Genomic DNA, 14,254 nt, shown 5'->3' with positions numbered 1-14,254 from the left:
CTGCCGGCCGCCGTCGTCGGGTACTACTCGCCGCGTGCAGCCGCGACGGACTCGCGCGCGGCGGCGGCCACGGCCTCGGCGGTGATGCCGAACTCGTGGTACAGCGTCTGGTAGTCGGCGGACGCACCGTAGTGCTCCAGCGAGACGCTGCGACCGGCGTCGCCGACGATGTCGCGCCAGCCCTGCGCCACGCCGGCCTCGACCGAGACACGGGCCTTGACGGCTGCGGGCAGCACCGACTCGCGGTAGGCGGCGTCCTGACGGTCGAACCACTCGCGGCTCGGCAGCGACACGACGCGAGCGGCGATGCCGTCGGCGGCGAGGAGCTCCCGTGCCTCGACGGCGAGCTGCACCTCGGACCCGGTACCCACCAGGATCACGTCGGGCGTACCGTCGGCGTCGAGGAGGGTGTAGCCGCCCCTGAGGGTGCCCTCGGCGCCGGCGAAGCCCTCTGCGCCGCGCGGGAACGTGGGGACGCCCTGACGGGTCAGGACGAGACCGGCCGGGTGGTCGCGGTTCTCGAGGATGCCGCGCCAGGCCCATGCGGTCTCGTTCGCGTCCGCCGGGCGGACGATGTCGAGGCCCGGGATGGCGCGCAGCGCGGCCAGGTGCTCGACCGGCTGGTGCGTCGGGCCGTCCTCGCCGAGACCGATCGAGTCGTGCGTCCACACGAACGTCGACGGGATCCCCATGAGGGCTGCCAGTCGCACGGACGCACGCATGTAGTCGGAGAACTGCAGGAACGTTCCGCCGTACGGGCGGGTCAGGCCGTGCAGGACGATCCCGTTGAGGATCGACCCCATGGCGTGCTCGCGGATGCCGAAGTGCAGGGTGCGGCCGTACGGGTTGCCCGGGAACTTCTTGGTCGCGTGCTCGACCGGGACGAACGAGGCTGCGCCGTCCATGGTCGTGTTGTTCGAGCCCGCGAGGTCGGCGGACCCGCCCCAGAGCTCGGGGAGCACGTCGGCCAGGGCGGAGAGCACCTTGCCGGACGCCGCACGCGTGGCGACACCCTTCGTGGACGCCTCGAACGCCGGCAGCGAGTCGGCCCAGCCGCTGGGCAGCTCGCCGGCGGTGAGGCGCTCCAGGAGCGCGGCGCGCTCGGGGCTCGCCGTCTTCCACGCCGCGAACGCGGCGTCCCACGCGGCGCGCTGGTCACCCTGGCGCTCGGCGACGGCGCGGGTGTGGGCGAGCACGTCCTCGTCGATGTGGAAGACCTGTTCGGGGTCGAGCCCGAGCAGGGACTTCATGCCGGCCACCTCGTCGGCCCCCATGGCAGAGCCGTGGATGCCGCCGGTGTTCTGCTTGGTGGGTGCGGGCCAGCCGATGATGGTGCGCAGCGCGATGATGGAGGGCTTGCCGGTCTCGGCCTTGGCCGCGTCCAGGGCCGCGGCGAGCGCGTCGGTGTCCTCGGCGTAGCCCGTGCCGCCCTGCGTGAAGTCGACCCGCTGCGTGTGCCAGCCGTAGGCCTCGTAGCGTGCGAGGACGTCCTCGGTGAACGCGATCTCGGTGTCGTCCTCGATCGAGATCTTGTTGTCGTCCCAGATCACCACGAGGTTGCCCAGCTGCTGGGTGCCCGCCAGCGAGGACGCCTCGGAGGTGACGCCCTCCTGCAGGTCGCCGTCGGAGGCGATGACGTACACGTGGTGGTCGAACGGGGAGGTGCCCGGCGCGGCGTCGGGGTCCAGCAGGCCCCGCTCGCGGCGTGCGCCGTAGGCCATGCCCACGGCCGAGGCGAGCCCCTGGCCGAGCGGGCCGGTGGTGATCTCGACGCCGGGGGTGTGGCCGTACTCGGGGTGGCCGGGCGTCTGCGAGTCCCAGGTGCGCAGCGCTGCGATGTCGTCCATCTCCATGCCGTAGCCGGCGAGGAAGAGCTGCAGGTACAGCGTCAGTGACGAATGGCCGGCCGACAGGACGAACCGGTCGCGACCCACCCAGTCCGGGTCGCTCGGGTCGTGCCGCATCGTCTTCTGGAAGAGCAGGTACGCGGCGGGCGCCAGCGAGATCGCCGTACCGGGGTGTCCGGAGCCGCACTTCTCGACGGCGTCGGCGGCGAGCGCCTTGATGGACTTCACCGCGCGCGCATCGAGTTCGTTCCACTCGAGCGGCGACAGTGCGGGGTCGAACGCGTTCACGTATGCCTCTTTCCTGCCCGAGGCGGTGCCCCGGGTGCTCTGCTGCTGTGGCCGGGCGCGGCAGGCCTCGCGTCAGGCGGCGAGGACGGTCGCCGGGCGCAGCGGACGGACCGGTGCGCACGACGGCACCAGTGCCCTGCGGTGTGCGTCTCCACACTAGCGGTGACGGCCGTCCGGTGCGTCCATCCCTCGGGGCCGTCCCACGATGTGGGCGTGACGAGGCCGTCGCTCCCCGGACGCGGACCTTTCTCACACCCGGCCGCCGCGGCGCGCGGGCGAGAGATCGCACAGGTCGGCGTACGATGGAGCAGCCCTGCCCGACCCCCCTCGCGAACGGAAGCACCACGCGCGTGAGCACCTCGAGCCACACGACGTCCGACTCGTCGACCTCCGCCCGTGCCACCGTGCACCGCTCGGTCGGCGGCCGTGGAGCCGGCTGGCGGGACCGCGTCGGTGCCTATGTCGCCCTGACCAAGCCGCGCATCATCGAGCTGCTGCTCGTGACCACCGTCCCCACGATGATCCTCGCGCAAGGCGGCCTGCCCGACCTGTGGCTCGTCGTCAAGACGCTCGTCGGGGGCGCGCTCGCGGCCGGGTCGGCCAACGCCTTCAACTGCTACCTCGACCGCGACATCGACGAGGTGATGAACCGGACCAAGCGCCGGCCGCTCGTCACCGGCGAGATCGTGCCGCGCCACGCGCTGATCTTCGCGACGGCGCTGGGCACCGTCTCGCTGGTGTGGTTCGCCTGGCTGGTCAACCTGCCTGCCGCCTGGCTGACCGGTGCCGCGATTGCGATCTACGTCGTCGGCTACACGATGATCCTCAAGCGACGCACGTCGCAGAACATCGTCTGGGGCGGCATCGCCGGCTGCATGCCGGTGTTCATCGGCTGGGCAGCCGTCAACGAGTCCCTGAGCTGGGCCGCGCTGGCGCTGTTCGGCGTCATCTTCTTCTGGACACCGCCGCACTACTGGCCGTTGTCGGTGAAGTTCAAGCAGGACTACGCCAACGCGGGCGTCCCGATGCTGCCGGTGGTCGCCTCGGACCGCCGGGTCGCGGCCGAGATGGTCGGTCACACGGTCGCGATGATCGTCTGCTCCCTCGCGCTGGTGCCGTTGGCCGGCATGACGTGGGTGTACACCGTCGTCGGGGCGGCCTCCGGGGCCTGGTTCCTGTGGCTCACCGTCGCGATGCTGCGCAAGGCTCAGGGCAGGGCACGGGGCGGCCCGGGCGCGATGAAGGTCTTCCACGCCTCGATCACCTACCTCACGGTGCTGTTCGTCGCCGTCGCCGTGGACGTGTTCCTCCCGTTCTGACCTGCTTCCTGCCGGGAACGGGCATGATGGGCGCGTGAGCGCTCCAGCCGACCTGCGCCAGCCCGCCCTCGAGGCGGCGCTGCGCGACTACCTCGCCCACGTACGGGTCGAGCGCGGGCTGTCGGCCAACACCGTCGCCGCCTACCGGCGTGACCTGGGCCGCTACGCGCGGTTCCTCGCCGACGCAGGCCGCACCGACCTCGACCAGGTGGCCGAGCAGGACGTCGCGGCGTTCCTGACCGCGGTCCGCGAGGGGGCCGACGGCGGACGCCCGCTCTCGGCGTCGTCCGCGGCCCGGTCGCTGGCCGCCGTGCGTGGCTGGCACCGGTTCGCCCACGCCGAGGGTCTGACGGCCGACGATCCCGCGGCCCAGGTGGCGGCCCCCAGCCAGACCAGGCGGTTGCCGCACGCCCTGAGCGTCGACGACGTCGCCCGCCTGCTCGCCGCGGCATCGTCGGGCGACACCCCGGCCGGGCTGCGGGACCGCGCGCTGCTCGAGCTGCTGTACTCGACCGGCGGGCGCATCAGCGAGGTCGTCGGGCTCGACGTCGACGACGTCGGCTCGGACGCCGTGGTGCGGCTCTTCGGCAAGGGGAGCAAGGAACGCATCGTCCCGGTGGGCTCCTACGCGCGGGACGCCGTCGACGCCTACCTGGTGCGGGCCCGTCCGGCGCTCGCTGCCGCCGGGTCGGCCCGCGGCCGCAGCACACCGGCGCTCTTCCTCAACACCCGTGGCAACCGGCTCTCGCGGCAGAGCGCCTGGGCGGTGCTGCAGGGGGCCGCCGAGCGTGCGGGCCTGACCGAGCACGTCTCGCCGCACACGTTGCGGCACTCGTTCGCGACCCACCTGCTGGCCGGCGGCGCCGACGTCCGCGTGGTCCAGGAGCTGCTCGGCCACGCGTCGGTGACGACCACGCAGATCTACACGATGGTCACCCCGGAGGCGCTGCGCGAGGTGTACGCCGCCACGCACCCGCGGGCGCTGTAAGGCGCTGTCGCGGCGCTGCCGGCAGCACCCGAGCATCCAGCGGGGCCTCGCGGACCGATGTCCGGCACGCCGCGCGGCGGACCGGAGCCCCGGACACCACCGGTGTAGCGTGACGGGCGTGAGCGACGCACCCGGGGGGAGCGACACGATGACGCAGCCTGCGACAGCCGAGAGCACGTTGCCCGGGATCCCGGGGCGGCAGACGGAGGACGGACCGACCACCGACGTGGTCGGCCGACCGATGCCCGAGTTCCCCGAGCCCGCACCGCGCGCGACGCACGGTCCGGCGCGGATCGTGGCCATGTGCAACCAGAAGGGTGGCGTCGGCAAGACGACCACCACGATCAACCTCGGTGCCGCCCTGGCCGAGTACGGCCGCAAGGTGCTGCTGGTCGACTTCGACCCGCAGGGAGCGGCCTCGGTCGGCGTCGGCATCAGCCCGCACGAGCTCGAACTGAGCGTCTACAACCTGATCATGGACCGCGACGTGGGGCTGTCGGACGTCGTGCGTCCCACGGCGATCGAGGGGCTGGACGTGGTCCCGGCGAACATCGACCTGTCGGCCGCCGAGGTCCAGCTCGTCGGCGAGGTCGCCCGGGAGTCGATCCTGTCCCGGGCGCTGCGTCCGGCACTCGCCGACTACGACGTCATCCTGGTCGACTGCCAGCCGTCCCTGGGGCTCCTCACCGTGAACGCCCTGACCGCCGCGCACGGCGTCCTCATCCCGCTGGAGTGCGAGTTCTTCGCCCTGCGCGGGGTGGCGCTCCTGGTGGAGACGATCGACAAGGTGCGCGACCGTCTGAACCCCGACCTCGAGGTCGACGGTATCCTGCCCACCATGTTCGACTCGCGCACGCTGCACTCCCGCGAGGTCGTGCAGCGGGTGCACGAGGCCTTCGGCGACACGCTGCTGCACACGGTGATCGGCCGGACCGTGAAGTTCCCGGACGCCTCCGTGGCCGCCGAGCCCATCACCGCCTATGCGCCCACGCACCGCGGCGCCTCCGCCTACCGGCAGCTCGCGCGCGAGCTCGTGGACCGTGGGCACTACGCCTGAGCCCGGCCGGACCGAGACGCCCCGGGCGGGCGCGTTCACCGTCCACCTCGACAACTTCGACGGTCCGTTCGACCTGCTGCTGTCCCTGATCAGCGCCCGCAAGCTCGACGTCACCGAGGTGGCGCTGGCCGAGGTCACCGACGACTTCATGGCGCACATCCGGGCGGCCGACGCCGCCTCGCGCGAGGCGGCGGGACGCGGCGAGGAGCACCCGTCGTGGGACCTGGGCGTGGCGAGCGAATTCCTCGTCGTCGCCGCGACCCTGCTCGACCTCAAGGCGGCCCGGCTGCTGCCCGGGATCGTGGAGGAGGACGCCGAGGACCTCGAGCTGCTCGAGGCCCGTGACCTGCTCTTCGCCCGTCTGCTGCAGTACCGCGCCTACAAGGAGGTCTCCGCCGTGCTCGCCGACCGGCTGGCCACCGAGGGGCGCCGCGTACCGCGTTCGGTGCCGATGGAGAGCCATCTGGCGGCGATGCTGCCCGAGCTGGTCTGGACGCTGGACGGCGACCGGATCGCCGAGCTGGCGGCGAAGGCGCTCGAGCCCAGGCAGCCACCGGTGATCGGGCTGAGCCACCTGCACGCGCCCGTGGTGAGCGTGCGCGAGGAGGCCGCCGTCGTCGCCCAGCGGCTGCGACGCGACCACGTCGCGACGTTCCGCGCGCTCACCGCCGGGGAGGAGCGTCTGGTGGTGGTCGCGCGGTTCCTGGCCCTGCTCGAGCTCTTCCGCAGCGGTCAGGTGGCGTTCGACCAGGTGGCGGCACTCGGTGAGCTCACTGTGCGGTGGACGGGGGACGACGGCGACGATCTCAGCGACGAGATCGCCGAAGAGTTCGAGGAGTTCGAGGGCGCCGTGGAGGGAGCAGCATGACCGAGACCGAGACCGAGACCACGACCGCCCCAGGGGCGCGGCCGGTGGGCGCCGGTGCGGCGTCGAGCCCGCAGTCGGCTCCGCCGCCCGTCGACGTCGACGAGCTGCCCGGTGGCCTGGAGGCCGCCGTGGAGTCGATCCTCATGGTCGCGGAGGCGTCGGTGAGTGCCGAGCGGCTCGCCGTCGCGGTCGGTCGTCCGACGGCGGAGGTCACCGGCGTGCTCGAACGTCTCGCGGCCGAGTACCGCGGTGAGTCGGGCCAGCGTCCGCGGGGCTTCGAGCTGCGCCGAGGCGCCGAGGGGTGGCGCGTCTACTCCTCGCGCGAGCACGCCGACGTCGTGAGCCGGTTCGTGCTGGAGGGGCAGTCGTCCCGGTTGAGCCAGGCGGCCCTGGAGACGCTCGCCGTGGTGGCCTACCGCCAGCCGGTCACGCGCGGGCAGGTCTCCGCGGTCCGGGGTGTCAACGTCGACGGTGTCGTGCGCACGCTGCTCGCCCGAGGTCTGGTGGCCGAGGTCGGCCAGGACCCGCTCTCCGGGGCGGTGCTGTTCGGCACCACGGGGGAGTTCCTGGATCGGATGGGGTGGTCGTCGCTCGACGAGCTGCCGCCGCTGGCCCCGCACCTGCCGGGCGTCGAGGCGGTCGGCGAGCTCACCGACTGACGCCTGCGACAATAGGACGCATGCCCACCTCACGCCGTGGCGGCCGCCGTCGCCCCCAGCAGTCGCACGCAGCCCAGACACCGCAGGTCGACGTCCACGTCGCCGACGGCGTCCGTCTGCAGAAGGTGCTCGCCCAGGCCGGGCTCGGCTCGCGCCGCAAGTGCGAGGAGCTGATCTCCGAGGCGCGCGTCGAGGTCGACGGGCAGATCGTCACCGAGCTGGGCGTGCGTGTGGACCCGGCCAGCGCCGTCGTGCGCGTGGACGGCATGACCGTCCAGCTCGACCCGTCCAAGATCACGGTGGCCGTGAACAAGCCGCTGGGCATGATCTCGGCGATGAGCGACCCGGACGGTCGGCCCACGGTGGCCGAGCTGGTCAAGGACCGCTCCGAGCGGCTCTTCCACGTCGGGCGGCTCGACGCCGACTCCGAGGGCCTGCTGCTGCTCACCAACGACGGCGAGCTCGGCAACAGGCTCGCGCACCCGAGCTTCGAGATCCGCAAGACGTACCTCGTCACCGTGGAGGGCGGCGAGGTCTACCCGCGGATCATGAAGCAGCTCACCTCCGGCGTGGACCTCGACGACGGCACGGCGCGCATGGACAAGGTGCGCGTCGTCGACGCCGTCCCCGGCCAGTCGATGCTCGAGGTCGTGCTGCACGAGGGCCGCAACCGCATCGTGCGCCGCATGTTCGACGCCGTGGGGTTCCCGGTGACACGCCTGGTGCGTACGCGGATCGGCCCGATCGCTCTCGGCGACCTCAAGGTCGGCCGGTCGCGCGTGCTGGGCCGCACCGAGCTGGGCACCCTCATGCGCGCCGTCGACCTCTGACCCTCCTCTCCTCACCCCACCGACACAGAAACGAGCACCAGTGGTCACCATCGCCGTCGACGGACCGTCAGGATCCGGCAAGTCCAGCGTCTCGAAGGCCGTCGCCGCCCGCCTCGGCCTCGCCTACCTCGACACCGGTGCGATGTACCGCGCCGCCACGCTGTGGTGCGTGCGTACCGAGGTAGCTCTCGACGACAGCGCGGCGGTCGCCGCCGCCGTGCGCAGCATGCCGCTGGAGATGGATGTCGACCCGGCCGCGCCGGGCGTCGCGCTCGACGGTGACGACGTCGCCGTGGCCATCCGGACGACAGACGTCACCGCGGCCGTGTCACAGGTCGCCACGAACCTCGAGGTGCGCGACGAGCTGCGTCGCCGCCAGCGCGCGATCATCGCGAGCGAGCAGGACGGTGGCTTCTCCGCCGGTCGCGGCATCGTCGCCGAGGGCCGGGACATCACCACCGTCGTCGCGCCGGACGCGGACGCCCGGGTGCTGCTGACCGCCAGCGAGGAGGCGCGGCTGCGCCGTCGTTCGCTCGAGGTGCACGGCACGGCGGACGCCACGTCGGTCGAGGCGACCCGGGACCAGGTGCTGCGGCGTGACCGGGACGACTCGACCGTCAGCGCGTTTCACGTGGCGGCCGACGGCGTCGTGACCGTCGACTCCAGCGAGCTCGACCTGGACCAGACCGTCGCTGCGGTGCTGACCGTGGTCGAGCGCGCCGCGGTCTGACGCGCTCGCCGGGCACGCTCGCCGGCGTGGCGAGACGCGCGTCACGCCGTGCCGGGCAGTGCAGCGTCGCGACGACGCGCGCACACCTGGGACAATGGCTCTCATGACCACCCCCGCCGACGGCCCCGAGACCACGCCCGCCGACGTCCCCGACGCTCCTGCCGAGGACGCTGCGAGCGTCGCGACCGAGTCCGTGGACACCGAGTTCGTGGACGACGAGTTCGTGGACGACGAGGCACGTGAGCGCGCCCTGCGCGCCGGCCTGGAGGACTTCGAGCTCGACGAGTCCGACCGCCTGCTGCTGTCCGACGAGTGGGAGGACGGCGAGCTGTCCCCGGCCGAGCGTGCCCTGCCGGTGCTCGCCGTGGTCGGCCGCCCGAACGTCGGCAAGTCGACCCTCGTCAACCGCATCCTGGGTCGGCGCGAGGCCGTCGTCGAGGACACGCCCGGCGTGACGCGGGACCGCGTCAGCTACCCGGCGGAGTGGTCCGGGAGGCACTTCATCCTGGTCGACACCGGCGGCTGGGAGGTCGACGTCGCCGGGATCGAGTCCAAGGTGGCCGAGCAGGCCGAGGTGGCGATCTCGCTGGCTGACGCCGTCGTCTTCGTCGTCGACGCCCAGGTGGGCGCCACCGCCAGCGACGAGCGTGTCGTGGAGCTCTTGCGCCGCTCCGGCAAGCCGGTGGTGCTGTGCGCCAACAAGGTCGACGGGCCCGCCGGCGAGGCCGACGCCGCCTACCTGTGGGCGCTCGGGCTGGGTGAGCCGAGGCCGGTGTCCGCGCTGCACGGCCGTGGCACGGGCGACATGCTGGACGCCATCCTGGACGCGCTTCCCGAGGAGTCCGCGCACGGCACGCTGCGTCCCGAGGGTCCGCGCCGGGTCGCCCTGGTGGGTCGGCCGAACGTCGGCAAGTCGTCGCTGCTGAACAAGATCGCCGGCTCCGAGCGGGTGGTCGTCGACGAGACCGCCGGCACGACGCGCGACCCCGTCGACGAGCTCGTGGAGATCAAGGGCATCCCGTACTGGTTCGTGGACACGGCCGGGATCCGTCGCCGCGTGCACCAGACCAGCGGCGCGGACTTCTACGCCTCCCTGCGCACGCAGGCCGCGATCGCGAAGGCGGAGGTCGCCGTCGTCCTGGTGGACGCGTCCGTACCGCTGACCGAGCAGGACACGCGCGTGATCTCCCAGGCGGTCGACGCCGGGCGTGCGGTGGTCATCGCCTACAACAAGTGGGACCTCATGGACTCCGACCGCCGGCCGTACCTGGAGCGTGAGATCGAGCGCGACCTGGTCCAGGTCACGTGGGCACCGCGCGTCAACGTCTCCGCCCGCACCGGCTGGCACACCGACAAGCTGGTGCGCGCGCTGGAGACGGCGCTGGACTCCTGGGACACGCGCATCCCGACCGGCCGGCTCAACGGGTTCCTCGGCGAGCTGGTCGCCGCGCACCCGCACCCCGTGCGCGGCGGCAAGCAGCCGCGCATCCTGTTCGCCACCCAGGCCTCGACACGCCCCCCGCGGTTCGTGCTCTTCGCGACCGGGTTCATCGAGTCGGGCTACCGGCGCTTCATCGAGCGCCGCCTGCGCGAGACGTTCGGGTTCGAAGGCTCGCCGATCTCGATCAGCGTGCGCGTGCGAGAGAAGCGTCGTCGCCGCTGACGATGCTCGCGGCCGGTGGCTCGTCGCGCCGGCCGTAGTCCGCCGGCCGCTTGGCCAGGAACGCACCGACGCCCTCGCGCCACTGGCCCGCGGCGTACGCGGCGGCATAGCCGTCGGCCTCGGCGGCCATCGCGGAGGCCTCGCCCGCCTGGGCGCCGAGCAGCTGCTTGGCGAGGCTCACGGCCGCCGGTGAGGTGCCGCGGACGGCGCACAGCACGTCGTCGACGGCGCCCTCCAGGTCCGCGGTGTCGGCGACGAGGCGGGTGACGACGCCGTGCCGTGCGGCCTCGGCGGCGTCGAGGGCGCGCCCCGTGAGCATCATGTCGTGTGCGACACCTCGCCCGACGGCCCGGGGCAGCCGCACGGTGCCGCCGAAGCCCGGTACGAGCCCGATGCGCACCTCGGGCAGGGCGAAGCGCGAGCGTCCGGTGGCCAGGACGACGTCGCAGGCCAGGACGAGCTCGAACCCCCCGCCGTACGCGGCGCCGTCGACTGCGGCGACCACCGGCACCGGCGCTGCGTCGAGAGCCGCGGTGACCTGTCGGCCGAGGTCGCCCAGCGCGCTCCCGCGGGCGACGGCGTCCGTGCCGTAGGCGTGCACGGCGGCCAGGTCGGCGCCGGAGCAGAACGCCGGGCCGCGGCCGTCGATCGGCGGCGCCCCGCGAAGGACGACGGCGTGTGCGCCCGTGGAGGGTAGGGCGGTGACGACGGCGAGCAGGCCGCCGAGCATCTCCTCGGTGAGCGCGTTGGCGGCGCGAGGCCGGTCGAGGGTGATGTGCAGGACGTCGTCGATCGTCGTGGTCCGGATCATCATCGTCTCCGTTCGTCGTGGGCCTCAGGAATCCCAGATGGCGCCGTAGGCCGGCATGCCGCGGGCCTCGAGCCGGGAGACCACGTCCCAGGTGGTCGGCTTGTTCGAGATGCAGATGACGGCCTCGGCGCCGCAGTCGCGCGCGACCGCCCAGGCGAGGGCCGCGAGGTCGGGCTTGCCGTGCGCGCGGGTGTCCCACACGACGGCGTCCGGCTGGGCGGTGCGGATCTCCTCGACGAGCGCGTCGCCGTACGTGCGCGCGGGGGACCGGGTGGCCCAGACGAGTCGTGCCGGGGCGGTGCGGGCCAGCAGGTGCGGCAGGCAGGGGCCGATGCCTGAACCGGTAGCGACCCACACCACCTTGCTGAAGAGCTGGTCGATGTTCCCCACACCCGCGGTCGGGACGCCACGCACCCACAGGTGCTGCGGCGGCCGGTCGACGAGGTCACCGGTCCAGTCGCCCGCACGCGAGACCGTGAGCCGGAAGCCGCTGCGCCCGGGTGAGGCGATGTTCGCGAACGAGTGCCACTGCCCGAGCGGCCGGCGGGCGACCGTCGTCGACGACCCGGCGAACGGCGTGACGCCGTGGTCGAACCCGAGGACCAGGACGTGGTCGGACGGCTTGGTGACGTCCACGGGCACCCGGCGCAGCCGCAGCCACGGCCAGGCGACGCTCAGCGTGACGGCGCCCAGGGCGACGGCGGCCCAGAGCGGGGTCGTCCCCGCGACCGACCCCGCCACGGTGTGCACCCAGAGCAGACCGAGCAGCAGCCAGCCCCCGAACCGGTGCGACACCTCGAACAGGTCGTGGTGCCGGGCGCGGACGCGCGGCGGCGTGAACGCCAGGATCCCCAGCGCGACCGCGACGATGCCGATGGTGGCTGCCACCTGCACCGGGGGCACGGAGCCTGGGGCGCGCAGGACGAGCACGCAGTACGCACCGAACCAGGCCGTGGCGGCCAGGTTGGCGCCGACGTGCAGCCCGCCGAAGTGATAGACCTTCCCGAGCGCGCGGCGCACGGACAGCGGCCAGGACGTCGGTGCGGCGGTGGCGAGGCGGAACAGGACGTTGACGACGTGCTGCTGGCGTAGCAGGGCGGCCACGGTGAGGTTCACGACGGCCGAGCCGAGCGCGAGCTCGGGCCCGACGCCGGGGCCCGCGATCGCCGCGACGGCGACGGCGACGTTGGCCACCAGGGCGACGACGGCCAGGCGGTGGTACGGCATGAGGACGGAGGATGCCCACGCGGCCCGCCACCAGGACGTCGGCTCCGGCAGCGGGTGGCGTTCCAGCAACGTGGTCGCCTCGTCGGTGGTACCGGTCGGTGCCGGTGGGTCGGCGAGCGTTCTCGGGTCGGTGGTCTGGACGGCGTTCATGCGGGCACCTCGTGGTCGATCATGGTGCGCAGGGCGCGCCGGTCGACCTTGCCGCGTGCGGTCAGCGGCATCTGGTCGACGCTGGTCAGGAGCTCGGGGACGGCGTAGTAGGGCAGGCGTCGCGCGACGGCGGCACGCAGCTCGTCGTGCGAGGCCCCGGCAGGGCGGACGGCGGCGGCGAGCCGCCGGTCGTCGTGCCGCCAGACCACCGCCTGCCGCACCCCGTCGACGGACTCCAGGGCACCGGCGACCGCGTCGAGCTCGACGCGGAACCCGCGGACCTTGACCTGGTCGTCGGTGCGGCCGTGGATCTCCAGCTCTCCGTCCGGGTTCCACCGGGCGAGGTCGCGGGTGCGGAACATCCGGGGTGGCGCCGTGGAGCGGCGGGAGAGGGGCATCGCGTCGCGGAACGGGTCGGGCAGGTAGCGCTCCGCGGTGAGCTCGGGGCGGTGCAGGTACCCGGCGGTGACGGCGTCGCCGCCGACCCACATCTCGCCGATCTCGCCGAGCGCGACGGGCCGCAACCCCTCGTCGAGCAGGTAGACGGTCGTCCACGGCAGCGGCCGCCCGACGAGCGGCACCCCGGAGCCGGCCCGGTAGGTGGACATGGTGTTCACGATGGAGACCTCTGTCGGCCCGCAGGCGTTGCGGAAGTCCACGCCGCGGCTCGCCCACCGCTGGGCCAGCAGGGTGGGGCAGCGTTCGCCGGCGACCGCGACCCGCTGCACGTGCGGGCAGGACGCGGGGTCGATGGTGGCGAGCACGCCCGGTGTGGCGATCAGGACGTGCGCGCTCGCGGCCGCGGCGGGGATGTCCGCGCCACGCACCACCAGGGTGCCGCCCTGGGTGAGGGTGCCCAGCACCTCCCACACGGCCATGTCGAAGGCGACGTGCAGGAGGTGGGCGACCCGTACTCCCGGCCCGACGCCGAGGTTCGCAGGGTGGGACCACAGGATGTTGCGCAGGTTGGCGTGCGTGATGACCACACCGTTGGGAACGCCGGTGGTCCCGGAGGTGTAGATGACCGCGGCGGTGCCGTCGGGATCGAGGGTCGCCGCGGGCGGGACGTCGGCGTCCGCGGTCGGTTCGGCGGTGCGGAGCTCGGGCGCGGTGACGTCGACGACCCGGCTCCGTGGTGCGACGGCCGCGCGCACGCGGGCCGCGACCTCGGGCACGGTGAGCACGACGGCCAGCCCGGCGTCGCGGGCGACGGTCTCCAGCAGGTGCGACGGAGTGGTCCGGGCATCCTGCGGGACCCACGCCGCGCCGGTACGCAGCACCCCGAGGATCGCGGCCACCATGGCCGTACCGCGTCGGGCGAAGATCCCGACGTGGTCGCCGGGGAGCACGCCGCAACGGACCAGGTACTGGGCGATCCGGTCTGCGTGTGCGTCGAGCGCGGCGTACGTGGTGCTGGAGCCGGTACCCTGGTCTTCGACGGCGACGGCGGTCGGGGATGCACTCACCTGCTCGGCGAAGCGTTCCTCGAGGCGCAGCCGTGGCACGGTCTCGTCGGGTCCCGCACCCCACTCGCGGAACCGGCGTGCCCCCTCGGCGTCGAGGCCTGTGAGTGGGTCGGTCGTGAGCTCTCGGATCGGTGTGAGAGTCATCGGAGATCCTTCCTGCCGGGGCGTCCGGGCTCCGGCTCTTTGTCACGCTAAGGTCACGGCCCGTGGCGTGCGCGGCCCGGGACCTTACGAACTGCTTACGACGTCGTAGCAGGTCAGAGGCTTCTTACGGTCCGATGACGGGGCCCGGTGGACGCCATGCTGGGGTCGCCTCACACCGGTCGTCGTCGTAGGGTGCGCCGCCGTGCC

General features: G+C 73.2%; 12 protein-coding genes. 8 read left to right on the top strand and 4 right to left on the bottom strand.

All coding sequences use genetic code 11. From position 1 onward, the window contains the following. Positions 1–23: 23 nt before the first annotated feature. Positions 24–2,135, bottom strand: coding sequence for a transketolase (gene tkt, locus PZC42_RS09675; RefSeq protein ID WP_277210447.1), 2,112 nt, complete (start codon positions 2,133–2,135; stop codon positions 24–26). Between the two features lie 350 nt (positions 2,136–2,485). On the opposite strand from tkt, the gene PZC42_RS09670 reads away from it, so the two are divergent. The 8 genes from PZC42_RS09670 to der all read left to right on the top strand — a co-directional run bounded on the left by PZC42_RS09670 (position 2,486) and on the right by der (position 10,249). Beyond that, on the top strand, positions 2,486–3,454 hold the full coding sequence (locus PZC42_RS09670; protein WP_438802941.1) for a heme o synthase: 969 nt from the start codon (positions 2,486–2,488) through the stop codon (positions 3,452–3,454). 34 nt (positions 3,455–3,488) lie between these two features. Further along, positions 3,489–4,442: a site-specific tyrosine recombinase XerD gene (xerD, locus tag PZC42_RS09665; RefSeq protein ID WP_277210445.1), complete on the top strand. Its 954-nt coding sequence runs from the start codon at positions 3,489–3,491 to the stop codon at positions 4,440–4,442. Positions 4,443–4,683: 241 nt separating this feature from the next. After that, on the top strand, positions 4,684–5,499 hold the full coding sequence (locus PZC42_RS09660) for a ParA family protein (RefSeq protein WP_277210766.1): 816 nt from the start codon (positions 4,684–4,686) through the stop codon (positions 5,497–5,499). Beyond that, positions 5,483–6,367: a segregation and condensation protein A gene (locus tag PZC42_RS09655; protein WP_277210444.1), complete on the top strand. Its 885-nt coding sequence runs from the start codon at positions 5,483–5,485 to the stop codon at positions 6,365–6,367. The genes PZC42_RS09660 and PZC42_RS09655 overlap by 17 nt, the downstream gene beginning before the upstream one ends. After that, a complete protein-coding gene (gene scpB / locus PZC42_RS09650) occupies positions 6,364–7,026 on the top strand; it encodes an SMC-Scp complex subunit ScpB (RefSeq protein WP_277210442.1) in 663 nt (220 codons plus the stop codon). Before PZC42_RS09655 ends, scpB begins: the two co-directional genes overlap by 4 nt. Positions 7,027–7,046: 20 nt before the next feature. Further along, positions 7,047–7,856, top strand: coding sequence for a pseudouridine synthase (locus PZC42_RS09645; RefSeq protein ID WP_306574430.1), 810 nt, complete (start codon positions 7,047–7,049; stop codon positions 7,854–7,856). 40 nt (positions 7,857–7,896) lie between these two features. Further along, entirely contained in the window at positions 7,897–8,586 is a 690-nt protein-coding gene (cmk, locus tag PZC42_RS09640) for a (d)CMP kinase (RefSeq protein WP_277210438.1), read from the top strand. Between the two features lie 103 nt (positions 8,587–8,689). Beyond that, positions 8,690–10,249, top strand: coding sequence for a ribosome biogenesis GTPase Der (gene der, locus PZC42_RS09635; protein ID WP_277210436.1), 1,560 nt, complete (start codon positions 8,690–8,692; stop codon positions 10,247–10,249). Here the strand turns inward: der and PZC42_RS09630 are convergent. From PZC42_RS09630 to PZC42_RS09620, 3 genes are read right to left on the bottom strand one after another with little or no spacing between them, the layout of a single operon-like run. Beyond that, on the bottom strand, positions 10,212–11,060 hold the full coding sequence (locus tag PZC42_RS09630; RefSeq protein ID WP_277210434.1) for an enoyl-CoA hydratase/isomerase family protein: 849 nt from the start codon (positions 11,058–11,060) through the stop codon (positions 10,212–10,214). The genes der and PZC42_RS09630 overlap by 38 nt on opposite strands. A 24-nt stretch (positions 11,061–11,084) precedes the next feature. Further along, positions 11,085–12,437, bottom strand: a complete 1,353-nt coding sequence (locus PZC42_RS09625) for an FNR domain-containing protein (protein ID WP_277210432.1) — start codon at positions 12,435–12,437, stop codon at positions 11,085–11,087. After that, entirely contained in the window at positions 12,434–14,047 is a 1,614-nt protein-coding gene (locus PZC42_RS09620; protein ID WP_277210430.1) for an amino acid adenylation domain-containing protein, read from the bottom strand. Before PZC42_RS09620 ends, PZC42_RS09625 begins: the two co-directional genes overlap by 4 nt. Between the last annotated feature and the right edge of the window lie 207 nt (positions 14,048–14,254).

Origin of the sequence: Isoptericola croceus, assembly GCF_029382255.1 — a bacterium.
GTDB lineage: Bacteria > Actinomycetota > Actinomycetes > Actinomycetales > Cellulomonadaceae > Isoptericola > Isoptericola croceus.
This window is presented reverse-complemented; position numbering and strand designations above follow the sequence as displayed.

Excerpts from the sequence above, each read along its gene's own strand:
- PZC42_RS09625 (WP_277210432.1), bottom strand. The coding sequence starts at position 12,437 with ATGAACGCCGTCCAGACCACCGACCCGAGAACGCTCGCCGACCCACCG.
- PZC42_RS09645 (WP_306574430.1), top strand. The coding sequence starts at position 7,047 with ATGCCCACCTCACGCCGTGGCGGCCGCCGTCGCCCCCAGCAGTCGCAC.
- PZC42_RS09660 (WP_277210766.1), top strand. The coding sequence starts at position 4,684 with ATGCCCGAGTTCCCCGAGCCCGCACCGCGCGCGACGCACGGTCCGGCG.
- der (WP_277210436.1), top strand. The coding sequence starts at position 8,690 with ATGACCACCCCCGCCGACGGCCCCGAGACCACGCCCGCCGACGTCCCC.
- scpB (WP_277210442.1), top strand. The coding sequence starts at position 6,364 with ATGACCGAGACCGAGACCGAGACCACGACCGCCCCAGGGGCGCGGCCG.
- PZC42_RS09620 (WP_277210430.1), bottom strand. The coding sequence starts at position 14,047 with ATGACTCTCACACCGATCCGAGAGCTCACGACCGACCCACTCACAGGC.
- PZC42_RS09630 (WP_277210434.1), bottom strand. The coding sequence starts at position 11,060 with ATGATCCGGACCACGACGATCGACGACGTCCTGCACATCACCCTCGAC.